At 68.1% G+C, this 24,007-nt stretch carries 27 protein-coding genes; 14 read left to right on the forward strand and 13 right to left on the reverse strand.

Translation table 11 applies throughout. The annotated features are described in order from the left end of the window. Positions 1-7: 7 nt before the first annotated feature. On the forward strand, positions 8-925 hold the full coding sequence (locus AC5ZH6_RS09880; RefSeq protein ID WP_006371584.1) for a tetratricopeptide repeat protein: 918 nt from the start codon (positions 8-10) through the stop codon (positions 923-925). Positions 926-989: 64 nt separating this feature from the next. Here AC5ZH6_RS09880 and AC5ZH6_RS09885 read toward each other — a convergent pair whose 3' ends face one another. The 9 genes from AC5ZH6_RS09885 to AC5ZH6_RS09925 form a co-directional block, all read right to left on the reverse strand. Beyond that, positions 990-1,751: an ABC transporter permease gene (locus tag AC5ZH6_RS09885; RefSeq protein WP_006371583.1), complete on the reverse strand. Its 762-nt coding sequence runs from the start codon at positions 1,749-1,751 to the stop codon at positions 990-992. Then, entirely contained in the window at positions 1,751-2,530 is a 780-nt protein-coding gene (locus tag AC5ZH6_RS09890) for an ABC transporter ATP-binding protein (RefSeq protein WP_006371582.1), read from the reverse strand. The genes AC5ZH6_RS09885 and AC5ZH6_RS09890 overlap by 1 nt, the downstream gene beginning before the upstream one ends. Beyond that, positions 2,527-2,904 carry a DUF1048 domain-containing protein gene (locus AC5ZH6_RS09895; protein WP_006371581.1) on the reverse strand — a complete coding sequence of 126 codons (378 nt, stop codon included), beginning with the start codon at positions 2,902-2,904 and terminating at the stop codon, positions 2,527-2,529. Before AC5ZH6_RS09895 ends, AC5ZH6_RS09890 begins: the two co-directional genes overlap by 4 nt. Beyond that, the gene (locus AC5ZH6_RS09900; RefSeq protein ID WP_006371580.1) at positions 2,904-3,239 is read right to left on the reverse strand and encodes a PadR family transcriptional regulator; all 336 of its coding nucleotides are present in this window, start codon (positions 3,237-3,239) and stop codon (positions 2,904-2,906) included. Before AC5ZH6_RS09900 ends, AC5ZH6_RS09895 begins: the two co-directional genes overlap by 1 nt. 169 nt (positions 3,240-3,408) lie before the next feature. Beyond that, complete coding sequence (gene glgB, locus AC5ZH6_RS09905; protein WP_006371579.1) at positions 3,409-5,703, reverse strand: 1,4-alpha-glucan branching protein GlgB; 2,295 nt, start codon at positions 5,701-5,703, stop codon at positions 3,409-3,411. A gap of 22 nt (positions 5,704-5,725) precedes the next feature. Next, positions 5,726-7,726, reverse strand: coding sequence for a maltotransferase domain-containing protein (locus AC5ZH6_RS09910; RefSeq protein WP_006371578.1), 2,001 nt, complete (start codon positions 7,724-7,726; stop codon positions 5,726-5,728). A gap of 121 nt (positions 7,727-7,847) precedes the next feature. Further along, on the reverse strand, positions 7,848-10,016 hold the full coding sequence (locus AC5ZH6_RS09915; protein ID WP_006371577.1) for an ATP-dependent DNA helicase: 2,169 nt from the start codon (positions 10,014-10,016) through the stop codon (positions 7,848-7,850). 9 nt (positions 10,017-10,025) lie between these two features. After that, positions 10,026-10,640, reverse strand: a complete 615-nt coding sequence (locus AC5ZH6_RS09920) for an isochorismatase family protein (RefSeq protein ID WP_006371576.1) — start codon at positions 10,638-10,640, stop codon at positions 10,026-10,028. A 68-nt stretch (positions 10,641-10,708) separates the two neighbouring features. Next, positions 10,709-11,965, reverse strand: a complete 1,257-nt coding sequence (locus AC5ZH6_RS09925; protein ID WP_210739326.1) for a nicotinate phosphoribosyltransferase — start codon at positions 11,963-11,965, stop codon at positions 10,709-10,711. Between the two features lie 68 nt (positions 11,966-12,033). Between AC5ZH6_RS09925 and clpS the strand changes: the two genes are divergently transcribed. From clpS to AC5ZH6_RS09940, 3 genes are all read left to right on the forward strand, one after another. Further along, positions 12,034-12,357: an ATP-dependent Clp protease adapter ClpS gene (gene clpS, locus AC5ZH6_RS09930; protein ID WP_026920197.1), complete on the forward strand. Its 324-nt coding sequence runs from the start codon at positions 12,034-12,036 to the stop codon at positions 12,355-12,357. A 6-nt stretch (positions 12,358-12,363) separates the two neighbouring features. Then, positions 12,364-12,939 (forward strand): oxidative stress transcriptional regulator AosR, encoded by a 576-nt coding sequence (gene aosR / locus AC5ZH6_RS09935; protein WP_014359660.1) that lies wholly within the window; start codon positions 12,364-12,366, stop codon positions 12,937-12,939. 71 nt (positions 12,940-13,010) lie between these two features. Further along, positions 13,011-14,096: a P1 family peptidase gene (locus AC5ZH6_RS09940; RefSeq protein ID WP_035728491.1), complete on the forward strand. Its 1,086-nt coding sequence runs from the start codon at positions 13,011-13,013 to the stop codon at positions 14,094-14,096. 45 nt (positions 14,097-14,141) lie between these two features. On the opposite strand, the gene AC5ZH6_RS09945 is transcribed toward AC5ZH6_RS09940, so the two are convergent. Next, positions 14,142-14,534, reverse strand: a complete 393-nt coding sequence (locus tag AC5ZH6_RS09945) for a DUF4189 domain-containing protein (RefSeq protein WP_006371571.1) — start codon at positions 14,532-14,534, stop codon at positions 14,142-14,144. Positions 14,535-14,561: 27 nt separating this feature from the next. Continuing rightward, positions 14,562-15,353: an SCO4651 family lipoprotein gene (locus AC5ZH6_RS09950; RefSeq protein ID WP_006371570.1), complete on the reverse strand. Its 792-nt coding sequence runs from the start codon at positions 15,351-15,353 to the stop codon at positions 14,562-14,564. A 290-nt stretch (positions 15,354-15,643) separates the two neighbouring features. On the opposite strand from AC5ZH6_RS09950, the gene AC5ZH6_RS09955 reads away from it, so the two are divergent. The 10 genes from AC5ZH6_RS09955 to AC5ZH6_RS10000 all read left to right on the forward strand — a co-directional run bounded on the left by AC5ZH6_RS09955 (position 15,644) and on the right by AC5ZH6_RS10000 (position 23,122). Beyond that, positions 15,644-16,051, forward strand: coding sequence for a M67 family metallopeptidase (locus AC5ZH6_RS09955; protein WP_006371569.1), 408 nt, complete (start codon positions 15,644-15,646; stop codon positions 16,049-16,051). Between the two features lie 6 nt (positions 16,052-16,057). Then, entirely contained in the window at positions 16,058-16,342 is a 285-nt protein-coding gene (locus tag AC5ZH6_RS09960; RefSeq protein WP_006371568.1) for a MoaD/ThiS family protein, read from the forward strand. Next, the gene (locus AC5ZH6_RS09965) at positions 16,339-17,313 is read left to right on the forward strand and encodes a PLP-dependent cysteine synthase family protein (RefSeq protein ID WP_006371567.1); all 975 of its coding nucleotides are present in this window, start codon (positions 16,339-16,341) and stop codon (positions 17,311-17,313) included. Before AC5ZH6_RS09960 ends, AC5ZH6_RS09965 begins: the two co-directional genes overlap by 4 nt. Positions 17,314-17,453: 140 nt before the next feature. Beyond that, the gene (locus AC5ZH6_RS09970; RefSeq protein WP_006371566.1) at positions 17,454-18,053 is read left to right on the forward strand and encodes a rhomboid family intramembrane serine protease; all 600 of its coding nucleotides are present in this window, start codon (positions 17,454-17,456) and stop codon (positions 18,051-18,053) included. Continuing rightward, positions 18,050-18,856, forward strand: a complete 807-nt coding sequence (gene murI / locus AC5ZH6_RS09975; protein WP_193361613.1) for a glutamate racemase — start codon at positions 18,050-18,052, stop codon at positions 18,854-18,856. Before AC5ZH6_RS09970 ends, murI begins: the two co-directional genes overlap by 4 nt. Before the next feature lie 83 nt (positions 18,857-18,939). Beyond that, positions 18,940-19,704: a cyclic nucleotide-degrading phosphodiesterase gene (locus tag AC5ZH6_RS09980; protein ID WP_006371564.1), complete on the forward strand. Its 765-nt coding sequence runs from the start codon at positions 18,940-18,942 to the stop codon at positions 19,702-19,704. 43 nt (positions 19,705-19,747) lie between these two features. After that, the gene (rph, locus tag AC5ZH6_RS09985) at positions 19,748-20,500 is read left to right on the forward strand and encodes a ribonuclease PH (RefSeq protein ID WP_006371563.1); all 753 of its coding nucleotides are present in this window, start codon (positions 19,748-19,750) and stop codon (positions 20,498-20,500) included. Then, entirely contained in the window at positions 20,497-21,138 is a 642-nt protein-coding gene (rdgB, locus tag AC5ZH6_RS09990) for an RdgB/HAM1 family non-canonical purine NTP pyrophosphatase (protein ID WP_006371562.1), read from the forward strand. The genes rph and rdgB overlap by 4 nt, the downstream gene beginning before the upstream one ends. 7 nt (positions 21,139-21,145) lie before the next feature. After that, positions 21,146-21,754 (forward strand): TetR/AcrR family transcriptional regulator, encoded by a 609-nt coding sequence (locus AC5ZH6_RS09995; RefSeq protein WP_006371561.1) that lies wholly within the window; start codon positions 21,146-21,148, stop codon positions 21,752-21,754. 66 nt (positions 21,755-21,820) lie between these two features. After that, positions 21,821-23,122 (forward strand): flavin monoamine oxidase family protein, encoded by a 1,302-nt coding sequence (locus tag AC5ZH6_RS10000; protein WP_496168987.1) that lies wholly within the window; start codon positions 21,821-21,823, stop codon positions 23,120-23,122. 52 nt (positions 23,123-23,174) lie between these two features. On the opposite strand, the gene AC5ZH6_RS10005 is transcribed toward AC5ZH6_RS10000, so the two are convergent. Further along, the gene (locus AC5ZH6_RS10005; RefSeq protein WP_014359668.1) at positions 23,175-23,531 is read right to left on the reverse strand and encodes a DUF3817 domain-containing protein; all 357 of its coding nucleotides are present in this window, start codon (positions 23,529-23,531) and stop codon (positions 23,175-23,177) included. Continuing rightward, positions 23,528-23,989, reverse strand: a complete 462-nt coding sequence (locus AC5ZH6_RS10010; protein ID WP_006371555.1) for a hypothetical protein — start codon at positions 23,987-23,989, stop codon at positions 23,528-23,530. The genes AC5ZH6_RS10005 and AC5ZH6_RS10010 overlap by 4 nt, the downstream gene beginning before the upstream one ends. Positions 23,990-24,007: the final 18 nt, after the last annotated feature.

The raw sequence follows: 24,007 nt of genomic DNA on the forward strand, positions 1-24,007 counted from the left end.
TGTCGCGATGTCCGGTGCAGTCGACCTGTCCGCACTGAAGGAACGCGCGGAAGCCCAACGCGCGCAACCACAGCGTTCCGCAGCTCCCGGCGGACCGCCGGCATCCGGCCCGAGCTCGCCGGGTTCCGCCTCCCCCGGATCGGTGTTGGACGTGACCGAGGAGACCTTCGAGACCGACGTGCTCGCCCGGTCGACACGGCAACTCGTCGTCGTCGACCTGTGGGCCACCTGGTGTGAGCCCTGCAAGCAGCTCTCGCCGGTGCTCGAGCGCATGGCGGCCTCGGCCGGCGGGCAGTGGGTGCTCGCCAAGGTCGACGTCGACGCCAATCCCCGTATCGCCCAGGCCTTCCGCGTGCAGTCGATCCCGATGGTCGTGGCGATCGCCGCGGGCCAACCGGTCGCCGCGTTCAACGGGGTACGCAGCGAGCAGGAGATCACCGCGTGGATCGATGAGATCCTCTCCCAGGTCGGCGGTCACCTCACCGGGGTGCCCGACGCCGACGAGCCGGAGCCCGAGGCCTCAGATCCACGGATGGACGCCGCCGAGGAGTTGCTCGACTCCGGGGACTTCGACGGCGCACTCGGCGCGTACCGGGCCATCGTGGAGGCCGAGCCCGACAACGTCGAGGCCGCCTCGGCTGCACGCAACCTCGAGTTCGTGCTACGGGCCCAGGCCCACGATCCGGCCATCGTGGAGACCGCCGCGGCCGCAGATGTCGACGCGCAACTGGCGGCGGCCGACGTGCTTCTGCTCGCCCAGCAGCCCGAGGCGGCATTCGATCGGATCATCGAGGTGGTGCGCGCGACCGCCGGTGACGACCGCACCCGCGCCCGCACCCGGCTGCTCGAGCTCTTCGAGTTGTTCGATCCGGCCGAGCCGTTCGTCGTCGCCGCCCGGCGCAAGCTCGCGAGTGCCCTGTTCTGAGTCCGACCCGCGCTGAACCGATAGCGGTTCGACCAGAGCCGTGCCGGAGCGCGGGTCATGGAGTTCACGACACCTTGCGTCGGTAGACGACCATCGCGGCGGCGTAGGCGATCACCAGGATGCCGACGCACCATCCCAGGGCGATCCAGAGGTCGCCGCCGACCGGCTGCCCGGCGAACAGTGCGCGAATGCTGTTCACGATCGAGGTCACCGGCTGATGCTCGGCGAATGCCCGCACCGGTCCGGGCATCGACTCGGTCGGCACGAATGCGGAGCTGATGAACGGCAGGAAGATCAGCGGGTAGGAGAATGCACTCGCGCCGTCGACGCTCTTCGCGGTGAGCCCGGGGATGACCGCGACCCAGGTCAGCGCGAGGGTGAAGACGACGAGGATGCCGGCCACCGCGAGCCACCCGAGGACGCCGGCACTCGACCGGAACCCCATTGCCACCGCGACCAGCACCACGATGGCCACGGCCACCATGTTGGCCAGCAACGAGGTCAGCACATGCGCCCACAGGGTCACCGAGCGTGCAATCGGCATGGATTGGAAGCGCTCGACCATCCCACCGGCCATGTCCGAGTACAGCCGAAACGCGGTGTAGGAGATCCCCGACGCCACCGTGATCAGCAGGATGCCCGGCAACAGGTAGTCGATGTAGGGGCCCGAACCGGTCTGGATCGCACCGCCGAGGACGTAGACGAACAGCAGCAGGAAGGCGATCGGCATGACCGCGGTGGTGATGATCGTGTCCGGGCTGCGCGTCACATGCCGCAGGGTGCGGCCGAGTAGGGCAGTGGTGTCGGTGGCGAAATGTGTGGCCATCACGGCTCCTTGGTCGTACGGGTGGTGTCCTCGCCGATCACCGCGAGGAAGACGTCTTCGAGCGAGGGCTGCTTGACGACGTACTCGACCTCGGCGGGCGGGAGGAGCGCGGTGAGCTGGGCGAGGGTGCCGTTCTGGATGATGCGCCCCTGATGGAGGATCGCGATTCGGTCGGCGAGGTGTTCGGCCTCCTCGAGGTACTGGGTGGTCAGCAGCACCGTGGTACCGCGTCGGGCGAGGTCGGTGATCGACTCCCAGACCTCCAGGCGCGCTTGCGGATCCAGTCCGGTGGTGGGTTCGTCGAGAAAGATGACCGGTGGTTCGCCGATCAGGCTCATGGCGATGTCGAGTCGTCGTCGCATCCCGCCGGAGAACGTGGCGACCCGACGGTCGGCGGCGTCGATCAACGAGAACCGGTCCAGCAGGTGCTCGGCCACGGCGTCGGCGTCGGGTAGATGGCGCAACCGGGCGACGAGGACGAGGTTCTCGCGGGCGGTGAGGATGTCGTCGACCGCCGCGAATTGTCCGGTCAGGCTGATGGATTCGCGTACCAGTTGTGGCTGCCGGGTGACATCGTGACCCAGGACCCGGATGGTGCCGGCGTCGGGCCGGGCAAGCGTGGTGAGGATCTTGACCGTGGTGGTCTTGCCCGACCCGTTGGAGCCGAGCAGGGCAAAGATGCTGCCGGGCGCCACCTCGAAGTCGACCCCGCGCAGGACCTCGAGTTCCTTGAACGACTTACGCAGTCCGGCAACGGAGATGGCGGGCTCGGCGGTCATTTCTCACGCTCCGGGGTGTCTGTGTCGGGGTTGCTCGCCTCGGCGGCGATCGCCTGATCGAGCGCCGTGGTCAATCGCTTGCGTTCCTTGCTGATCCACGACGCCTCCGGGTAATTGCGCAGGAATCCCTCGGCGAACTCGATCGGGTCGTCGCCGACGAGGTCGGCGACCGGGGTCCGGTCGGCGGCGGCCTGCTCGAAGAGGTCGGCGAGGTCGGTGAGCAACGACATCAGGGCATCGGTCTCCGAGGAGGCGAAGTAATAGATGTAGTGCTCGACGGCCTCGAGGACGGTGCGCAGATGGTCCGGTAATGCGTCCCTCCGCGCTTTGTATGCGCGCCAACGTTTCTTGTCGCCGATGATCTTGGTGAGCATCACGGTTGTTCCTTTCGGTGGTGAAGTGTGTCGAGCCGGTCGGTGAGGAAATCCCAGGTGCGCCAGAACTCGTCGAGGTACTCGTGACCGGAGGCGTTGAGGGAGTACACCTTTCGGGGCGGACCCTTCTCCGACGGCACCTTCTCCACGTCGACCAGTCCGCGCTTCTCGATGCGCAACAGCAACGCGTAGACGGTTCCCTCGGCGATGTCGGTGAAACCCTGCTCGCGCAGTGCCGCGGTGATCTCGTACCCGTAGGCCGCGCGCAGGCTCAGGATCGCCAGGACGATGCCCTCCAGCGTGCCCTTGAGCATCTCGGTCATTTGTTTGCCCAACGCGTCCTCCGATACTCGGGGTGTGAAGTACTACTCAGTGTTGCTGACTACTAGTACATAGTAACGCTGAATAGTGAAAGCGCAAGGCGTCTCGCAGGCCACACAGACGACGGCGCCGGGTCGAGGATCTCGACCCGGCGCCGTCGGGGGTATCAACCGACGTGGGCGATCACGGCGATGTCGGAGCGGAATCGGTCGGGGAGTCGACCGGGACCGGGGCCAGCCAGATCGCCGAGTTCGCCGGGAGCATCACCGTCGCCGAGACGGGACGGGCGTGCCACGGTTGGTCGTCGGTGACGACGCTGCCCAGATTTCCCTGACCGGAACCCGAATACGCCGACGAGTCGGTGTTGAGGACCTCGGCCCAGGTGCCCGCCACCGGAAGCCCGACGCGGTAGTTGCTGCGATCGGAGCCGGAGAAGTTGAACAGACATGCGAGAACCGAACCGTCGGCTCCGTATCGAAGGAAGCTGATGACGTTGTTGGCGGTGTCGTTGGCGTCGATCCACTCGTAACCCGCCGGGTCGGTGTCCGCGCTGAACAAGGCCGGCGTCTGTCGGTAGACCCGGTTGAGATCGGTCACGAGAGCCGAGATGCCCGAATGCAATTCGCCTTCCCAGCCCGACATCTGTGACCAATCCAGGCTGCGGTCCTCGGCCCACTCGCCGGTCTGACCGAATTCCTGTCCCATGAACAGCAATTGCTTGCCCGGATGCGCCCACTGATATGCCAGGAACACGCGGACCCCGGCGGCCTTGGTGAACGAGTCGCCGGGCATCCGGGTCCACAGTGTGCCCTTGCCGTGGACGACCTCGTCGTGGGAGAGCGGCAGGACGAAGTTCTCGCTCCACGCGTACATCATCGAGAAGGTGATCTCGTGGTGGTGGAAGCTGCGGTGAACCTGATCACGCCCGAGGTAGCCGAGCGTGTCGTGCATCCAGCCCATGTTCCACTTGAAGCTGAAGCCCAGCCCGCCCAGATCGGTCATGCGGGTCACGCCCGGCCATGCCGTCGATTCCTCGGCGATCGTGACCACGCCCGGGAAATGCTTGTGCACAGTGGCATTGGTCTCCTGTAGGAACTGCACCGCCTCGAGGTTCTCGCGCCCACCGTAGATGTTGGGACGCCAGCCGCCGGCCGGGCGCGAGTAGTCGAGGTAGAGCATCGAGGCGACCGCGTCGACGCGCAGGCCATCGATGTGGAATTCGTCGAACCAGAACAGCGCGTTGGCGACCAGGAAGTTGCGTACCTCGTGGCGGCCGAAGTCGAAGACGTATGTGCCCCAGTCGAGTTGCTCGCCGCGCATCGGGTCGGCGTGTTCGTACAGGGCGGTGCCGTCGAAACGCGCCAATGCCCATTCGTCCTTGGGGAAGTGGGCGGGCACCCAGTCGACGAGTACGCCGATCCCGAGCGAATGCAGGTGGTCGACGAGATACCGGAAGTCGTCGGGGTGGCCGAACCGGGCCGAGGGCGCGTAATAGCTGGTGACCTGATATCCCCACGAGCCGCCGAAGGGGTGCTCGGCGACCGGCAGGAATTCGACGTGGGTGAAGCCCTTTTCGACGAGGTAGTCGCCGAGTTGCTCGGCGATCTCCCGGTAGGACAACCCCATTCGCCACGACCCGAGGTGCACCTCGTAGATGCTCATCGGTTCGGTGGCCGGTGCGGAGGCGGCACGGGTGGCGATCCACGCGTCGTCGGACCACTCGTGCGCCGAGGTGGTCACCACCGACGCGGTCGCCGGGGGCAGGTTGGTGCCCAACGCCATCGGGTCGGCCTTCTCCCGGATCACCCCGTCGGCGCCGTGCACCTTGAACTTGTACTGGGTGCCCGCGCCGATGTCGGGCAGGAAGACCTCCCAGATGCCGCTGGAGCCCAGCGATCTCATCGGCGCGGTGCGCCCGGTCCAGTCGAAATCGCCGATCACCGCCACGCCGTGGGCGTTCGGAGCCCACACCGAGAACGCGGTCCCCGACACCTCGCCGTCGGGAGTGGTGTAGCTGACCGGCCGCGCCCCGAGGATTTCCCACAAACGCTCGTGGCGGCCCTCGCCGAACAGGTAGCGGTCGGTCTCGCCGACGCTCGGCAGGAAGCGATAACCGTCGGCGACGACGTAGGACTCGTGGCCGCCCGCGCCGTCGGGATACTCCACGCGGTAGCGGTAGTCGATGAGACCCTCGATCGGGACCGCGACGACGAACAGATCGTCGGTCTGGGCGGTCATCGGATAGTCGACGCCGCCGATGACCGCGGTGACCGACGTCGCGGTGGGACGCAGCGTCCGCAGCACGGTGAAACCGGTCCCGGTGTCGTGAGCGCCGAGGAAGGCATGCGGGTCGGGATGGGTCAGGGCATCGATCCGTCGCAGATCGTGGCCGGAGGCGTTCGGGTCGGGCTCGCCGCACGCCGGCGAGGCCGTGGGCCGGGGATCGTCGGGGGTGGGGAATTGCGGGGGATTGGTCACGTCGTCGTCCTCTCCTCGTTCCTCACCGGATGCGGTAGGAAAGCTGTTGCGCGAGCGCCGGATCGAGGGGCGGCAGGGCCAGGATATGGGCCACCGCGCGCCACGGTTCGAGTTGGATGTAGTTCGCCTGACCCCAGGTGTACTCCTCTCCGGTGACCTCGTCGCGGACCCCGAAGTGGTCCTGCCAGTCGAAACCGAGGGCGGGCATGTCGAGCCACAGGGTCGCGGTCTCGGTGCCGAATGGATTGAGGTTGATGACGACCAGTACCCGGTCCCCGGAGGCGGGGTCGATCTTGGAGTAGGCGATCAGCGCCGGGTTCTCGATGTGGTGAAAGGTGATGTTGCGCAACTGCTGCAGAGCCGGATGACGACGCCGGATCGCGTTGAGCGAGGTGATCCACGGTTCCAGGGATTCCCCTCGGGACGCGGCCGCCTTGTAATCGCGTGGGCGCAGTTGGTACTTCTCCGAATCGAGGTACTCCTCGCTGCCCTCCCGGACCGGCAGGTGTTCGTAGAGTTCGTATCCCGAATACACACCCCAGGTCGGGGAGAGGGTCGCCGCCAGCGCCGCCCGCAATGCGAACATGCCCGGGCCACCATGCTGCAGGCTCTCGTGGAGGATGTCCGGGGTGTTGACGAAGAGATTCGGCCGGGCCTCGTCGGCGTGTGCGGCGAGTTCGTTGCCGAACTCCTCGAGCTCCCAGCGCGCGGTCTTCCACGTGAAATAGGTGTAGGACTGCGTGAACCCGAGGCGCGCCAGTCCGTAGAGTCGTGCGGGGCGGGTGAATGCCTCGGCCAGGAACAACACGTCGGGATGGCGTTTCTTGATCTCGGTGATCAGCCATTCCCAGAAGTTCGGCGGCTTGGTGTGCGGATTGTCGACGCGAAAGATGTTGACGCCCAAATTGATCCAGTGCAGCACCACGCGTAGCACACCTGCATAGATGCCGGCGCGGTCGTTGTCGAAATTGAGCGGATAGATGTCCTGGTACTTCTTGGGTGGGTTCTCCGCGTAGGCGATGGTGCCGTCCGGCAGGATCGTGAACCAGTCGGGATGCTCGGTGGCCCACGGGTGGTCCGGGGCGCATTGCAATGCGAGGTCGAGTGCGATCTCCATGCCGAGTTCGCGCGCCCGTCCGACGAAGTAGGTGAAATCCTCCTCGCTGCCCAGGCGCGGGTGGATGGCGTCGTGGCCACCGTCGCGGGACCCGATCGCCCAGGGCGAGCCGACGTCCTCGGCTCCGGCGATCAGGGTGTTGTTGGGGCCCTTGCGGTTGACCTCGCCGATCGGATGGATCGGCGGCAGGTAGACGACGTCGAATCCCATGTCGGCGATGCGGGGCAGATCCTGCGCCGCGGTGAGGAAGGTGCCGTGCACCGGGCGCCCCTCGTTGTCCCATCCGCCGGTCGAGCGCGGAAACATCTCGTACCACGAGCCGAACAGCGCGCGTCGGCGATCCACCCAGACGCGGTGGTTGCGGCTCTTGGTGACCATCTCGCGGACCGGGTGTTGGTGCAGCAGTGAGGTGACGGCGTCGGCGATGGCGGGGGCGACCCGCGTCGACAGGGACATGTCCTCGGCGCGCAGCAGGCGGATCGCGTCGGAGAGGACCCCGCGTTCGGTGGGGGCGATCTGGTCGCGGGCCCGGGAGAGCACGCGCGCGCCGATCTCGAGGTCGTTGGCCAGGTCCGCAGCGGACTGACCGGCCTCGATCTTCTTGACGATCGCCGACCGCCAGGTCGTGTACGGGTCGCTCCAGGCCTCGACGCGGAACGTCCAGTAGCCCTCGGTGTCGGGGACGAAGACGGCGTTGAACTGGTCGGGCTCGATCGACGGCGTCATGGTGATCTCGTAGACGCGTCGGCGCGGGGCCTCGATCCGCACAGTGACCCCGAGTGCGTCGTGGCCCTCGCGCCACGCGGTCGCACTGATCGGGATCGTTTCTCCGACAACGGCTTTGGCTGGATACTGGCCCGCCGAAACCAAGGGTTGGATGTCGTCGATGCCCATCCGGCCGATCACAGACGGTCTCCCTTCTCACCCCGACCGCGTGTCGGTGCGAGGATGCGTCGTTGCTCACCGCGGCCTCTGCGCCGGGGCGTGGTACCCATTCTTGTCGCTCGGAGCGCTCCGCGCGCCAGGATCAGCGTACGGGCACCCCTGTCAGCCTGCTCAGTGCCGACCGGACCACGGTGGGGTCGGTGGTCCGCCAGAAGGGTGGTAGCGACGCCGCGAGGTAGCCGCCGTATCCGGCGGTCGCCAGACGCGAATCGAGCACCGCGACCACACCACGGTCGTCGACCGAACGCAGCAGCCGACCGGCGCCCTGCGCGAGCAGCAGGGCGGCATGGTTGGCGGCGACCGACAGAAAACCGTTGCCGCCGCGGGCGTCGACGGCGCGCTGACGGGCGGTGAGCAGCGGATCGTCCGGCCGGGGGAACGGAATCCGGTCGATGAGCACCAGACTCAACGACGGCCCGGGCACATCGACGCCCTGCCACAGCGACAACGTGCCGAACAGGCAGGTCTCCGGGTCCTCGGCGAATTGCTTGACCAACGTCGAGGTGGTGTCGTCACCCTGGCACAGGATCGGCACCGACACGCGGTCGGCCAATGCATCGGCGGCCGCGCGCGCCGCCCGCATCGACGAGAACAAACCGAGGGTGCGTCCGTTGGCGGCACCGATCAGCGACTCGATCTCGTCGAGGGTCGCCGGGGCCAGTCCGTCGCGCCCGGGCCGTGGGAGGTGGCGGGCGACATAAAGGATCGCCGAGCGCGGATAGTCGAACGGTGAGCCGGCGTCGAGACCGGTCCAGCGGACCGTACCCTCGTCCGACGGGGCGGCCTTGCCCGTCGCGGTCGCCGTCCGCGCGGCCACCGCGGATCGCCCAGACCTGTCTCGCCCAGACCTGTCTCGCCCAGACCCGTCCCGTGATGACCCGTCCGGTCCCGGGTCATCGACCTCGTCGGCGGCCGGGGTGTCTGCACCGCGCCCCGAAGCCGGCAACCCCCAGGTGGCGGCCAGCGCGTCGAACGAACCGCCGATGGTCAGCGTCGCCGAGGTCAGGATCACCGTGGAGGTGGAGAACAGGGTGCTGCGCAGCAACCCGCCGACCGACAGCGGTGCGATGTGTAGCACCGGGCGGGTGCTCGCCGATGGCCCGCGGCCCACCCGCTCGTGGCCCACCCAGACCACGTCACGACGCTTGGCCACCTCCGGCTCGGAGAACGCCCCGAGCAGCCGCACGATCGTGTCGTGGAGATCCTCGAGTCCGGTGAGCGCGGCCGAGCGGGCCGCGGCGGCACCCTCGTCGCCGCTCGCCCCGAGGCCGCGGACCGGCCCGATGGCACCACGCGTGGCCCACAGGCGGTCGCGCAGCACCGTCAGCGTGGCGCCGGCCGCAGGCGGCATGGCCGTCCACTCGCCGGGCGGACAGTCATCGAGGAGCTCACCGAGGTGCTCACCGGCACCGATGAGCGCATCGACGGTTTCTTCGTCGACGAGTTTGCCGACCCGCTTGGACAGGTTGGCCACCGCTGCCGCCGAGACCTCCGCGGTGCTGACCGAGGTGATGCGGTCGACGAGCTCGTGCGCCTCGTCGATGATCACCACGTCGTGATCGGGCAGGACGTTGGCCGGGCTGAGCGCGTCGATGGCCAGCATCGCGTGATTGGTGACGACGACGTCGACCTGGGCGCTGGCTCGGCGCGCGCGTTCGGCGAAACAGTCCTCGGAGTAGGAGCAGTTGGTTGCTCCCAGACACTCCCGCGCCGACACGCTGACCTGTCGCCAGGAGCGGTCGGCGACCCCGGGGGACAGGTCATCGCGGTCACCGGTCTCGGTGTCGGAGGTCCACTCCCGCAGCCGGGTGACCTCGCGGCCGGTCCGGGACAGCTCGAAGGCATCGAAGAGCTCGGTATCGGGTTCCTCGACGGCGCCCGCGTGGATCTTGTGCAGGCACAGGTAATTCGAGCGGCCCTTGAGGATCGCGAAGGTCGGCTTGCGCCCGAGCGGGCCGGCCAGGGCATCGGCGAGCCGTGGCAGATCCCGCTCGACGAGCTGGCGCTGCAGCGCGATCGTCGCCGTCGACACCACCACCGTGTCGCCGGAGGCCACGGCATGCCGGATCGCGGGCACCAGGTAGGCCAGTGACTTACCGGTGCCGGTGCCCGCCTGGACGGCGAGATGCTCGCCGACGTCGATGGCGTGATCGACGGCGTTGGCCATGCGCAGCTGGCCGTCGCGACGACGGCCGGACAATGCGGTGACCGCCGCGTCGAGCAGCTCGGTCACCGAGGGAAGATCGGTCATGGGTGCGGCTCAGGACTCCTCGGATGCGCCACTGTACAGCAGATCGCCGTCGAGAGTTATTCCCGCCGAACGCATCTCGTCGAGCGCGGCCTTGGCCGTCGATGTGTCGACGGCGGCGGTGAAGTTGAGCAGCACGCGGGTACGCAGACCGGCGCGCGCGGCGTCGAGGGCAGTGGCACGCACGCAGTGGTCGGTGGCGATCCCGACGACGTCCACCGAGTTCACCCCGGCCACGCGCAGCCACCGTTCGAGGGATACCCCGTCGTCGTCGGCGCCCTCGAAACCCGAATAGGCGGCGCTGTACTCGCCTTTGGAGAAGACATCGGCGACCGTCGAGGTGTCCAGCGCGGGCGAGAACGCCACACCATCGGTGCCGACCCGACAGTGCGGCGGCCACGAGTCGACGTAGTCGGGGTCGTCGGAGAAGTGCGCACCCGGATCGATGTGATAGTCGCGTGTGGCCACCACGGTCCGGTAGTCGCCCAGGATGCTGTTGATCGCACCCGCCACGGCGTTACCCCCGCGGACGCCCAGCGCACCGCCCTCGCAGAAGTCGTTCTGGACGTCGACGATGACCAGGGCGTCGGCCGGGCCGGACCATTCGCCGGACTGCGGGCTGCTCATGATTCTCCTCGGGGGCGGTGGACAGGGCGGCTGGTGACGGGCGACGGGAAGGCGGTGGCCCGGAATGCTCAACCCAGAACGTAGCGCGTCGGCACCGCCGGATCACCGTGCGACAGGCCGAGTCCCTCCCACGGCAGGCTCACGAGGCCGCGGCCGAGGTGGTCGCGCGCGTCGGACAGGTTCGGCAGATCGTCGACGGGCTCGCCGGAACGGACGAGCGGGATCTGCAGGTCGCGGGTGACGAGCCCGTGGGTGTCCGGCAGCGGATCGCCCGTGCGGTGGATGATCTCCTCGACGATGGTGCCGCTGGGTCGGGCCGCGCGGACGGCGGTCTTGGCACCACCCCGCGATTCCTTGTGGCTGGCCCGTTTGGCGACGGGGGTGCCGTCGACCTCGACGAGCTTGTAGACCATGCCGGCGGTGGGCGCACCGCTACCGGTGACCAAGGAGGTGCCCACCCCGTAGGTGTCGACGGGTTCGGCGCGCAGCGAGGCGATGGCGTACTCGTCGAGATCGCCGGACACGACGATCTTGGTGCCGGTGGCGCCGAGGGAGTCGAGCTGATCGCGGACCTGTCGGGCGAGCACGCCGAGGTCGCCGGAGTCGATGCGCACCGCCCCGAGTTCGGGTCCGGCGACCTCGATGGCGTTGCGGACCCCGGCGGTGATGTCGTAGGTGTCGACGAGCAGCGTGGTGCCGACACCGAGCGCCTCGATCTGCGCGGCGAAGGCCGCCTTCTCGTCGGGGCCGTCGGGTCCGGCGAAGCCGAGGGTGAACGCGTGCGCGGCGGTGCCGGCACTCGGCACCCCGTAGGTGCGGGCCGCCTCCAGGTTGGAGGTGGCCGCGACGCCCGCGATGTAGGCCGCCCGCGACGAGGAGACCGCGGCCCGCTCGTGGGTGCGGCGCGACCCCATCTCGATGATCGGCCGGTTGCCGGCAGCGCTGACCATCCGCGCCGCCGCCGACGCGATCGCACTGTCGTGGTTGAGGATCGACAGGATCAGGGTCTCGAGCAGTACCCCCTCGGCGAAACTCGCGCGCACGGTCAGGATCGGGGATCCGGGAAAGTACAGCTCACCCTCGCGGTAGCCGTCGATGTCACCGGAGAACCGGTAGTCACGCAGCCAGGCGATCGTCTCGGCGTCGCAGAAGCGTTCGAGGACCGCGATCTCCTCGTCGCCGAATCGGAAGCGTGCCAGCTCGTCGATGACCCGTCCGGTACCGGCGACCACACCGTAGCGGCGGCCGTCGGGTAGGCGCCGCGCGAACACTTCGAAGACGCACCGGCGGTGCGCGATCGGGTGGCGCAGCGCTGCGCGGACCATGGTGACCTCGTAGTGATCGGTCAGCAGGGCGGTGTTGTCCACGTTGTTGATCCCTTACCCTTGGACGTATGGCGCCTGACGGAATGCGTGCGCATGAGGCTACTCCCGGTGGTGCGGCCGTCGCCGAACCCACCGTCGCCGAGGGCGCATCGGACCTCGACCGCCCGTGGATGACGGTCGTGTGGGACGACCCGGTCAACCTGATGCGGTATGTCACCTTCGTCTTCCAGAAGATCTTCGGCTACTCCGAGGCCCGGGCGAACGAGCTGATGATGCAGGTGCACACCGAGGGGCGCGCGGTGGTGTCCAGCGGTGGCCGCGACAAGGTGGAGTCCGACGTCCGAAAGCTGCATGCCGCGGGATTGTGGGCGACGATGCAGCGGGATTGCTGAGCGCGCGTGCGCACCTGGAAAAGGCAGGGTCGGGGTTCGCGGATGCGGATCTGCTCCAACCTCGAACGCCATGAGGTCGAGCTGCTCGCGTCGATGGTGACCTCGATGACCGACCTCCTCACCGAACGGGAATCGAGCGCGCCCACCGACGAACTCGCTGCGATGACCGGCATCCGCACGGGCCACTCGTCGCCGCCGACCGATCTCACCCTTGGCCGGTTGCTGCCCGATTTCCATCGTCCCGACCAGGAGCGCGACCTGGAAGCGGAGATGATCAATGGCGACCTCAACGCCGCGATGCGCAGCCTGAACGAGCCGAAGATCATCGACGCCAAACTCGGGGCCGCCCGGACCTTGCTGGATTCGTTGCCCGCCGGCGGTGGCGACATCGCCCTGACCGAGGCACAGGCTCTCGACTGGCTGACCGCGCTCAACGACGTCCGGCTGGCTCTCGGCGCGATGCTCGGTATCTCCGAGGACACCCCCGACCAGCTGCCCGAGGGTCATCCGCATGCCGCCCATCTCGACGTCTACCACTGGCTGACGGTGATGCAGGAACTCCTCGTCGAGGCCTTGATGTGAGCGGAGAATGATGTGAGCGAGGCCTCTTGGTGAGCAAGGGCGTTGATGTGACGGGGGAGTCGGACGCCCGAATGGCGCAGGCGGGCAACCGCATCACCGATATCGACGGGATCACCGTCGGCCATCACCACCGCATCGATGCCGAGGTGACCGTCGGCGGTGGCGGCCCCGACGACCCGCCGGGGACCGGCTGGTGCAGCGGCACCACGGTGACCCGGATCGACGGGCCGCGCCCGTGCGCGGCCGTCGACGTACGCGGTGGTGGTCCGGGTACCCGCGAAACCGATCTGCTCGATCCCTCGAACACCGTCACCACCGCCCATGCCGTGGTCCTGACCGGTGGCAGCGCCTACGGGCTGGCCGCCGCGGACGGCGTGATGAGCGAACTCGAGCGCCACGGCGTGGGCCTGCCGATGGACGCGCACGGGCACGTTGTCCCGATCGTTCCCGCCGCGGTGATCTTCGACCTCCCGGTCGGGGCCTGGGAGAACCGTCCGGACGCGGGGTTCGGTACCGCGGCGGTGCGCTCGGCGGGTCGCGAGTTTGCGGTGGGCAGCGTCGGTGCCGGTGCGGGCGCGCGGGCCGGTGCCCTCAAGGGCGGTGTCGGCACGACGAGTAGACGGATCGAGGAGGGCCCGGCCGCCGGGATCCTCGTGGGCGCGCTCATCGTCGCCAACCCGGTCGGTGCGGTGATCGACCCGGATACCGGATTGCCTTGGGGCGTCGGCCAATCCGAGCTGGCTCGACTGGGTCTGCAGCAGCCGGCGCCGGCCGAGGTGGCCGCGCTGGCAGACGTCGGCGCCAAGCCGACCGTCCTCAACACCACGATCGGCGTCGTCGCGACCGACGCGGCGTTCGCCCCGGCGTCGTTGCGGCGGGTGGCGATGTCGGCGCACGACGGGCTCGCCCTGGCGATCCGTCCGGTGCACTCGCCGCTCGACGGCGACACCATCTTCGCCGTGGCCACCGGGGCGCACCCGGTGGCGCCGACCCCGGCGATCCCGCCCGGCATGAACCCCGACACCGCGGTGCTGGCACAGGTGTGTGCGGTCGCCACCGAGGTCACCCGGGACGCGGTGATCGCGGCGATCGTCGCCGCCGAACCGGTCGCAGGCATCCCCGCCTACCGACGCGTGATGGCGTCAGCGATTCGCTGACGCCATCACGGTCTCCGGTGGCCCGCCGGTGAGAGCGGGCGGTGACTATTCGTGGCCCGAGGTGCAGACCCAGGTGTAGATGTCGCCGCCGCCTGCGGCGTAGAGCGCGTTCGACTGGGCGCTGTAGAGGCTCGGGCCGCGACCGTAACCCCAGTACGACGGTGACGAGGCGACCGCGCCGCAACCGTTGACGAACTGGACCACGACCTTGCAGCCGTAGCCGCAGGAGTCGAGTGCCGCGTCGGCGGCCCCGGCGGAGGAGTCGTAGTCCCACGCTCGTCCGGCGTCCCCGGTCGAGGTGTTCAGCGCGATCGCGCCGTAGTAGTTGCCGTAGGCGTGGGCAGCGGGGGCGGTGTCGAGGGCGGCGGGAGCGACGAGCGCTGCACCCACCGCGCCCACGGCGACGGCCGAGGCAACCAGACGCTTGCGAATACTCATGAGCTGTCTCCTTGCGTGAGCGGGTGATCAGGCCGGCGCGCGCGAGGCGTCGGACGGGTTGGGGGTTCCGGAGGGGGACGGGGTGGCGATCGTCGCCGGTTTGGTGACCTCGACGGTGTTGTTCCAGTTCGACAGGTTCATCGTCATCGTGGAGTTGGTCGCCGGTATGAGGACCACTCGGGCGAGCTGGTTGTCGGGAGTGATCCAGACGTTCACCGGAACCTGGGCGTCCTGGTTCTTGGTGATGTTGGTCCCGGTCAGCGCGGCGAGTTGCTTGGCGGCGACGGTCCCGGTGACGCGGGTGGCCTTGACGCCGCCGATGTCCTCGGTGCCGGAGGTCTTGGGGTCCTGCATGTTCCGCAGCAGATTCGCCAGGCCCTTCTCGGGGTTGAGAACGACCGAGACGTCGTAGACGGAGCGGCCGTCGCCGTAGTCGACGTAGCCCTTGTTGCCGATGTCGGCGTAGAGGTGCTGATCGACGTAGACGAACGGTGCGGCGCTGTCGGTGGTGCCCAGCATCACCGTCGCGGTGCCCTTGGCCGCGGTCTTGGGCTTGGTCACCAGATCGGCGTCGACCTTCTTGACGGTCACGTTGGGAACCTTGCCGTCGACGGTGAGGTCCAGATGGGCGCCGGTGAGGGCGGCGGTCTTGTCGGCGGCGGCGTTGATGAGGGCGGCCGGATCGTTCATCGACGACGAGGCGGTGGTGTTGTTGCCACCCGAGCCGCTGTCGGAATCCGACGAGCAGCCGGTGAGTGTGATGGCAGCGGCGATACCCGTGGCGATGGCGGCCGTGGCAACACGGTGGGCACGGTGCATGTGGTGAGCTCCTGATTCTCTGAGGTTCCCCCGGGGCCGATGTCGGTTGTCGAAGTCGGCACCGCAGATCGTGAACTGTGGCGAAACGCTACAGCGCCGGACGACGGTGTGAAAACAGCTGTAGTTCGCACGGATGACGGGTGTGTGGCGCGGGCGCGAGCCGCCCGGGCGCAGCTCTGACCTGCGAGAGCATGCGATCGGACAGGCGACCGGAATAGCGTCGCCGAGCCGGACGTTGGGTAGCCACGATGTGCGGAGTGCACCCGTGACGGTGAGAGCGAGGAGTGGCAGTGCTGCGGATCAGCCGCGAGCTGGTGGACCAGATGATCGCGCATGCACGTGCCGATCATCCTGACGAGGCGTGCGGGGTGATCGCCGGTCCCGAGGGCTCCGACGAGCCACAGCGGTTCATCCCGATGGTCAACGCCGAACGGTCACCGACCTTCTACCGATTCGACTCGCTCGAACAACTCAAGGTGTGGCGGGAGATGGACCGCCGGGACGAGGAGCCGGTGGTGATCTACCACTCGCACACCGCAACCGAGCCCTACCCCAGCCGTACCGACGTGTCGTACGCGAGTGAGCCGGGCGCCCATTACGTCCTGGTGTCCACCCGCGAGCCCGACACCGACGAGGTCCGCAGTTACCGGATCCTCGACGGGGTGGTCACCGAAGAAGAGATCGAGATCAGGAGCTGAGCAACCATGGCGGTAACCGTGTCCATCCCGACGATCCTGCGTACCCACACCGGTGGTGAAAAGCGGGTCGACGCAACGGGATCGACGTTGAGTGAACTCATCGACAACCTGGAGTCGGCGAACCCGGGGCTACGCGAACGGCTGGTCGCCGACGGCAAGTTGCATCGTTTCGTCAACATCTACGTCAACGACGAGGATGTGCGCTTCTCCGGTGGTCTGGACACCACCATCGACGACGGGGACGAGGTCACCATCCTGCCCGCGGTGGCCGGCGGTAGCGCCACGTCGTGACCCGCTACGACTCGCTGATCGCCTCGGTCGGCAACACTCCGCTGATCGGTCTGCAGCGGCTCTCGCCGCGCTGGGACGACGATCCGACGCAGGGTCCGCACGTGCGGCTGTGGGCCAAACTCGAGGACCGTAACCCGACCGGCTCCATCAAGGACCGCCCCGCATTGGCGATGATCGAGGCGGCCGAACGCGACGGCACCCTGAGGCCCGGGGCGACGATCCTGGAACCCACGAGCGGCAACACCGGGATCTCGTTGGCGATGGCCGCCAAGCTCAAGGGATATCACCTGATTTGCGTGATGCCGGAGAACACCTCCGAGGAACGCCGATCGCTGCTGAAAATGTATGGCGCCGAAGTCATCTCGTCGCCCGCCGCCGGAGGTTCGAACACCGCGGTGCGGGTGGCCAAGGAACTCGCCGCCGAGCACGACGACTGGGTGATGCTCTACCAGTACGGCAACGAGGCCAACTGGCGAGCGCACTACGCGGGCACCGGTCCCGAGCTCTACGCCGACCTGCCCGAGATCACGCACTTCGTCGCCGGGCTCGGCACCACCGGCACCCTGATGGGGGTGGGACGCTATCTGCGTGAGCGCGACCCCGACATCGAGATCGTGGCCGCCGAGCCGCGGTACGGCGACGAGGTGTACGGCCTGCGCAACATCGACGAGGGCTTCGTGCCCGAGCTCTACGACGACTCGGTGCTGACCCGCCGATTCTCGGTGACCGGGATCGACGCCGTCGCCCGGGTGCGTGAACTCATCGACACCGAGGGCATCTTCGCCGGGATCTCCACCGGCGCGATCCTGCAGGCCGCGCGAGGGATCGGACGCAAGGCGCTCAAGGCGGGCCGGCGCGCCGACATCGGTTTCGTCGTGCCCGACGCGGGATGGAAGTATCTGTCGACCGGGGCCTACGACGGTAGCCTGGAAGAAGCAGAGCAGGCCCTGGAGGGACAGCTCTGGGCCTGAGGGCCCGATCCGCCCCGACTGCACCTGACCGACACCGCATCTGACCGACCGAACCCGACCGACAAGGCACCGGCACCGGCGCCGAGGAGAACACCATCAACGCGACCCAGACACCGGGAGCGCCGCCGACGCGGCGCCCGTTGTGGCAGCGCTCGGCGCTGGTCATGGTGTTCATCGTCATCGGCCTGATCATCGTCGAGGCCATCGATGCCGCGACCCATTACGACCTCGATTCGGCCGGCATCGAGCCGCGTCGTATCGACGGACTCGACGGCATCGTGTGGTCGCCCTTCCTGCACGCCAACTGGGACCATTTGTGGACCAACCTCGCGGTCGGGGTGGTCCTCGGATTCCTGTTGCTGCTCGCCCGGCGATTCCTGTTCGTCACCGCGGTCGTCTGGATCACCTCCGGACTGGGCGTGTGGCTGTTCGCGCCGAGCGGATCGGTGACCGTCGGGGCCTCCGGGGTGATCTTCGGCTGGCTCGCCTATCTGCTGGTTCGTGGATTGTTCAATCGCAACCTCTGGCAGATCCTCGGTGGCCTGGTCTTGCTGCTCGTCTACGGGTCGGTGCTGTGGGGCGTGCTGCCGACCGACCCGACCGTCTCGTGGCAGGGACATCTGTTCGGGGCCATCGGCGGCCTTCTTGCCGCCTGGTTCCTCACCGACCGCGACCGGCGTCGTCGATCTCCGGGTAACGCGGCCGCAGGCGGTCCGCCGATGCCGGGGGTGTCGCAATAGTCGCCCCCGGACCCGACGCCCCGATCGGCATCTTCGATTCCGGCGTCGGCGGGCTCACCGTGGCCCGCGCGATCATCGACCTGCTCCCCGACGAGGACATCGTCTACATCGGCGACACCGCCAACGGCCCCTACGGGCCGCTGACCATCCCGCAGATCCGCAAGCACGCGTTGGCCATCGGCGACGAGCTCGCCGAGCGCGGGGTGAAGGCCATCGTCATCGCGTGCAACACCGCGTCGGCGGCATGTCTGCGCGACGCCCGCGAGCGGTACGCGCCGATCCCGGTGATCGAGGTGGTCCTGCCGGCTGTGCGGCGTGCGGTGGTGGCCACCAAGACCGGTCGTATCGGGGTCATCGGGACCGAGGCCACCATCGCCTCGCAGGCCTATCAGGACTCCTTCGCCGCCGCCCGGGACGCGGAGATCACCGCGGTCGCCTGCCCTCGGTTCGTCGACTTCGTCGAGCGCGGCATCACCAGCGGACGCCAGATCCTCGGCTTGGCGCAGGGCTACCTCGAGCCGCTGCAGGACGCGGGCGTCGACACCGTGGTGCTCGGCTGCACCCACTACCCGCTGCTCTCGGGCGTCATCGCCCTCGCCATGGGCGACGAGGTCACACTCGTCTCCAGCGCCGAGGAAACCGCCAAGGACCTCTTTGCCGTATTGACCCGCTCCGACATGTTGCACCCGCACACCGATCGCGCCGCCGAACGAGTGTTTCAGGCCACGGGAAATCCGGAATCGTTCGCGCGCTTGTCAACTCGGTTCCTCGGCCCGACGGTCGGCTCGGTGGCCCGCATCTGAGGTGACCGGCGGGAGTCGTTCACACACCGACTTGTGATCGGATACCCGGCCACCATGACGCCCACGCATGGCAAGGTAGGGCTATGCGTGTCACGGTGCTCGGTTGCTCGGGAAGTGTGGGTGGACCGGGTGCAGCCTGTTCGGGCTACCTGTTCTCGGTGCCCGGCGAGCAACCCGTGCTGATGGACTGCGGACCCGGCGTCTTCGGCGAGCTGATGCGGGTGTCCGATCCCGACAACATCGCGGTCGTGCTCTCCCACATGCACGCCGACCACTGCCTCGATCTGCCGGCGATGATGGTCTGGCGCCGCTATGCCCCGCCCGGACCGGCACCGGAGAAGGCCCCGCTCTACGGCCCGTCGGGGGTGGCGATGCGAATCGGCGCGGCGTCCTCGGAATTCCCCGGCGAGATCGACGACATCAGCGACACCTTCGACGTGCACGAGTGGGCCGACGGGATGGAGATCACGCTGGGCGGGATGAACATCCACGCGATCAAGCTCGATCACCCGCCGGAGACCTACGGGCTGCGCGTCACCGGTCCGGAGGGTCACGTGATCGCTTTCAGCGGAGATACCGGGCCGTGTGACGAACTCATCGATCTCGCCGCCGACGCCGACCTGTTCCTGTGTGAGGCGTCGTGGACCCATGATCCCGGCAACCGCCCCGAGCATCTTCACCTGTCGGGTATCGAGGCCGGTGAGGCCGCTGCGAAGGCCAACGCGAAGGCCTTGGCCATCACCCATGTCGCGCCGTGGTGTGACGCGTCGGTGATCATGGCCGAGGCACGCAGCACATTCTCCGGTCCGGTCGAACTCGTCCGGCAAGGACAGATCTTCCACTTCTGACGCCCCGACGGCGTCACCGCGCTCGGTGTCTACAGTTGATCGGGTGACGACACGCGCTGACGGCAGGGCCGACGACGAACTCCGACCGATCACCTTCACCCGCGGATTCACCTCCCATCCGGCCGGATCCGTACTGGTGGAATTCGGACAGACCCGGGTGCTGTGCACCGCCAGCGTGACCGAGGGTGTACCGCCGTGGCGTCGGGGATCGGGCCTGGGGTGGCTGACCGCCGAATATGCGATGCTGCCCGCCGCCACCCATGAGCGGTCTCGCCGCGAATCGGTCGCCGGCAAGGTCGGAGGCCGCACCCACGAGATCAGCCGACTCATCGGACGCTCGCTGCGTGCCTGCATCGACCTCGCCGCGCTGGGGGAGAACACCATCGCGCTGGACTGCGACGTGTTGCAGGCCGACGGCGGCACCCGGACCGCCGCGATCACCGGTGCGTACGTCGCGCTCGCCGACGCGGTGACCTGGCTGGGTGCCGCGGGCAAACTCTCCGACCCGCAGCCGTTGTCGTGCATGATCGCCGCGGTCAGCGTGGGCGTGGTCGACGGCCGGGTCCGGCTGGATCTGCCCTACGAGGAGGATTCGCGGGCCGAGGTCGACATGAACGTCGTGACCACCGACGCCGGCACCCTGGTGGAGGTGCAGGGCACCGGTGAGGGCGCGACCTTCCCGCGCGCCACCCTGGAGAAGCTGCTCGATCTCGCCGAGATCGGCACCGCCAAGCTCTTCGAGGCGCAACGCGCGGTGCTCGACGAGCCGTACCCGGGCGAGTTGCCGACCGCATGAACGCTCCTGATTCGACACCCCGCCGCGTACTGTTGGCCAGCCGTAACGCCAAGAAGCTGGCGGAGCTGCGACGCGTCGTCGACGCCGCGGGCATCGTGGGACTCGACGTCGTGGGACTCGACGCGGTCCCGGAGTACCCCGAGGAACCGGAGACCGGTGCAACCTTCGAGGAGAACGCGCTCATCAAGGCGCGCTCGGGAGCGCGTGCGACCGGACTGCCTTGTCTGGCCGACGATTCCGGGTTGTCGGTGGACGCTCTCAACGGTATGCCGGGAGTGCTCTCGGCTCGCTGGAGCGGACGCCACGGCGACGACGCGGCGAACAACGAGCTGTTGTTGAGTCAGATCGCCGACGTTCCCGACGAACGTCGCGGGGCTGCATTCGTCTCGGCCTGTGCACTCGTGGTGCCCGACGGTACCGAGACGGTCGTGCGCGGCGAGTGGCGCGGGACAATCCTGCGAGAAGGTCTCGGCGCCAACGGTTTCGGCTACGATCCGTTGTTCGTCCCGGACGACGCCGCGGCGGCCGGGCGCACCTCGGCGGAACTGTCGGCGCAGGAGAAGGATTCGCTGAGTCACCGCGGGAAGGCGTTGGCGCAGTTGGTGCCTGCGCTGGCGGCACTCGCCGTATCCGACTGAGTCCGCCGTGGTTTATGTCGAGGCGTCGGAACGGAGCCGTCGGTCGGTCGCCGCGGCCCGGGCGGTGATGGCGCGAGAGGGCGTGGCCGCCACGACACTTCGCGCCGTCGCGGCCGAGGCCGGTGTACCTCTCGGAACCCTGCAATATGTCTTCCCCACCAAGGAAAAGCTGGTCAAGGCCGTCATCGAGGATGTGGTGGAGGAGATCGCCGCGTTGCTCGCCGAGTCCCTGCCGGTGAAGGGCGGGCTCGCGAGGGCGATCCGCGACGGCGTCGCACTGTTCTGGTCGACTCTCGTGACACCCGATGTGCGACTGCAGATCGTGCAGGGTGAGCTACTCAACCACAGCCTCCGCAAGCCGGGGTGGGAGCACCTCGCCGCGTGGCAGTACGAACGCTATTGCAGCGTGCTCGTGCAGTGGTGTGAGCGGGCGGCGCAGGGGGCCGGCGAGACCACCGCGGTGCCGATCGAGCGGCTGGCGCGCCTTCTGCTCGCCGGAATCGACGGCATGACCCTGCAATACGTCTGCGACCCCGACGACGAACGCGCCGAGAGCGATCTGGCGTTCTTCGTCGAGACGATGATCACCGCAGCCGGCATCCAACCCGCACGCTGAGAAACGCCATTGCCTTTCGCGCCCGTCCGGCCCTAAAGTCAGTCATACGACTGACTGAGGAGTTCGATGAGCAACGATGTCGATGTAGTGGTGGTGGGCGCGGGGCTGTCGGGGCTGATCGCGGCCCGCGCACTTCGGCGATCACGGGCCGCCGTCCTGGTAGTCGAGGCCAGCGACAGATGCGGTGGCCGGGCGTATTCGGTGACGTCGAGTCTCGGCTCGCGACTGGACCTCGGAGGTCAGTGGGTGGGGCACGATCACCACCGGCTGATGGCTCTGGCCGACGAACTCGGTGCAACCCGATTCACGATGCACACCCCGACGATGCCGAGCATCGCCGACGGCTCTCGACGTATTCGGGTGACCTCGCCGTCGGTGCTCGCCGCCGTCTTCGGTCTCGCCGCAGTGAGTGCGGTGCGACGCGTGCGACGTCGGCAGACGTGGGCGACGACGAGCGTGCAGAGCTGGCTCGACCGGGTTCCCGGGGGCGCCCGACGACTGCTCGAGGTCGTCGCCGCGATCTCGTGGACCGCCGACCCGCAACGGTTCTCGGTGCGGACCATGATGAGCCTCATCGACGTACAGGGTGGTCTGGTGACCATGCTCTCGACGAAGGGTGGTGCCCAGGACGGGCTGGTCGTCGAAGGGATCGGATATCTCGTCGACCGACTCGTCGACGATCTCGGCTCGGCGGTACGCACGAACTGCGTCGTCACCGGGATCGAGCGGTCCGACGACCGCGTCGTCGTTCGCACCGCCTCGGGCGACATCGGCGCGCGCGAGGTCATCGTGGCCGTACCGCCGCCGGTCGCGGCGCGGATCACCCACCACCCGCCACTGCCGGCCGGGCGGATCTCGATGGAGCACGGCACATTCATGGGCTCGGTGTACAAGGCGATCGCGGTGTACCCGACCCCGTTCTGGCGGGAGTCGGGCGACGCCGAGATGATCCTCATCGACCGCCCCGGTGTCGCCGTCTTCGACACCTCACCCCCGGGCGGCCCAGGCCATCTGTGCCTACTCGTCGGCGGTGCCGAGGCGCATGACCTCGATGATCTCGATCCGGAGGGACGACGGCGACTTCTGTTGGGCAGGATCGCCGGTCATCTCGGAGACGCCATCCGCGAGCCGGTCGACTGGCACGAGAAGGCGTGGCACCTCGATGATCACGTCGGCGGCGGCTACATTGCCGTGCCGCAACTCGGCGCCGGTCACGATGAGCTGCCGATGTCGGCGCAGGCAATCGGGCGCGTCCACTGGGCCGGAGCGGAGACCGCGAGTGAGCACCCCGGGTACCTCGACGGCGCAATCGGTGCCGGTGAACGAGCGGCCGAGGAAGTGACACGCGCGCTGCGAACACGGGCCTGACCGGCTCGCGGGATGGTTGCCGACGGGGCGCGACCGCCGGCGTCGTCAGGGCCTACAGCGACTTGCCGCCGAGGCCGTACTCCTGCTTCACCTCACGGGTGCGGATGTGCTCGAAGTAGAACGACAGGAACGGGATCGTGCCCGCGATCGCCGTCAGCACGATCTTGCCCAGCGGCCAGCGCACCTTGATGGCCAGATCCACGGTCATGATCAGGTACACGAAGTACACCCAGCCGTGCACGATCGGGACGAAGTCCAACGAGTCGACGCCGAAGCCGTACTTGACGATCAGCTCGATCACCAGCAGCAGCAGCCACAAGCCGGTGACCCACGCGAGGATGCGATATCGCAGGAGTGCTCCCTTGACCTTCTCGACGGGAGTGGCGGTGGGCTGGGCGGTCTGGGTCACTTGCGGCGGTCCTCACTGACAGATGAATCGGGTGTGGCGGTGGCCAGGTGTCCGTCGCCGTGTGCACGATCAGCGGCACTGAGTTCGGCCAGGTACCTGTTGTACTCGCGGAGTCCGGCGTCGTCATCCGCGACGGTCGATTCGCGCAGCGACGAGGCGCTCGGGGTGCTCGCGCGCTCGGGGAGCAGATCCTCGGGGATTTCCGTCATCCCCTTGGCCGCGGTCGCCCTCTGCAGTTCCTCGGGGTCGCTCTCCAAGACGACGAACCGTCGGTAGGCCCAAAGGAACGCGAAACCGAAAGCAGGCCACTGCAACGCGTAACCCAGGTTCTGGCCGGTCCCGCCGGCCTCATAGGTGTCCCACTGCCACCACGCCAGGCCGAGACAGACAATCGCGGCAACCACCACCAGCACCAGGAGTGCGGGGCGGTGCCGTCGACGGCCGGGCTGCGCGGACATACCTACGACGGTACCTGG

The sequence above is a fragment of the Gordonia sp. YC-XJ4 genome (genome assembly GCF_059511865.1).

What these genes read in the sequence shown, in the direction of transcription:
- AC5ZH6_RS09880 (WP_006371584.1), top strand. Translation starts at nt 8, where the DNA reads ATGTCCGGTGCAGTCGACCTGTCCGCACTGAAGGAACGCGCGGAAGCC.
- AC5ZH6_RS09885 (WP_006371583.1), bottom strand. Translation starts at nt 1,751, where the DNA reads ATGGCCACACATTTCGCCACCGACACCACTGCCCTACTCGGCCGCACC.
- AC5ZH6_RS09890 (WP_006371582.1), bottom strand. Translation starts at nt 2,530, where the DNA reads ATGACCGCCGAGCCCGCCATCTCCGTTGCCGGACTGCGTAAGTCGTTC.
- AC5ZH6_RS09895 (WP_006371581.1), bottom strand. Translation starts at nt 2,904, where the DNA reads ATGCTCACCAAGATCATCGGCGACAAGAAACGTTGGCGCGCATACAAA.
- AC5ZH6_RS09915 (WP_006371577.1), bottom strand. Translation starts at nt 10,016, where the DNA reads ATGACCGATCTTCCCTCGGTGACCGAGCTGCTCGACGCGGCGGTCACC.
- AC5ZH6_RS09920 (WP_006371576.1), bottom strand. Translation starts at nt 10,640, where the DNA reads ATGAGCAGCCCGCAGTCCGGCGAATGGTCCGGCCCGGCCGACGCCCTG.
- AC5ZH6_RS09925 (WP_210739326.1), bottom strand. Translation starts at nt 11,965, where the DNA reads ATGGTCCGCGCAGCGCTGCGCCACCCGATCGCGCACCGCCGGTGCGTC.
- clpS (WP_026920197.1), top strand. Translation starts at nt 12,034, where the DNA reads ATGGCGCCTGACGGAATGCGTGCGCATGAGGCTACTCCCGGTGGTGCG.
- AC5ZH6_RS09940 (WP_035728491.1), top strand. Translation starts at nt 13,011, where the DNA reads ATGGCGCAGGCGGGCAACCGCATCACCGATATCGACGGGATCACCGTC.
- AC5ZH6_RS09945 (WP_006371571.1), bottom strand. Translation starts at nt 14,534, where the DNA reads ATGAGTATTCGCAAGCGTCTGGTTGCCTCGGCCGTCGCCGTGGGCGCG.
- AC5ZH6_RS09950 (WP_006371570.1), bottom strand. Translation starts at nt 15,353, where the DNA reads ATGCACCGTGCCCACCGTGTTGCCACGGCCGCCATCGCCACGGGTATC.
- AC5ZH6_RS09960 (WP_006371568.1), top strand. Translation starts at nt 16,058, where the DNA reads ATGGCGGTAACCGTGTCCATCCCGACGATCCTGCGTACCCACACCGGT.
- AC5ZH6_RS09980 (WP_006371564.1), top strand. Translation starts at nt 18,940, where the DNA reads ATGCGTGTCACGGTGCTCGGTTGCTCGGGAAGTGTGGGTGGACCGGGT.
- rdgB (WP_006371562.1), top strand. Translation starts at nt 20,497, where the DNA reads ATGAACGCTCCTGATTCGACACCCCGCCGCGTACTGTTGGCCAGCCGT.
- AC5ZH6_RS10000 (WP_496168987.1), top strand. Translation starts at nt 21,821, where the DNA reads ATGAGCAACGATGTCGATGTAGTGGTGGTGGGCGCGGGGCTGTCGGGG.
- AC5ZH6_RS10010 (WP_006371555.1), bottom strand. Translation starts at nt 23,989, where the DNA reads ATGTCCGCGCAGCCCGGCCGTCGACGGCACCGCCCCGCACTCCTGGTG.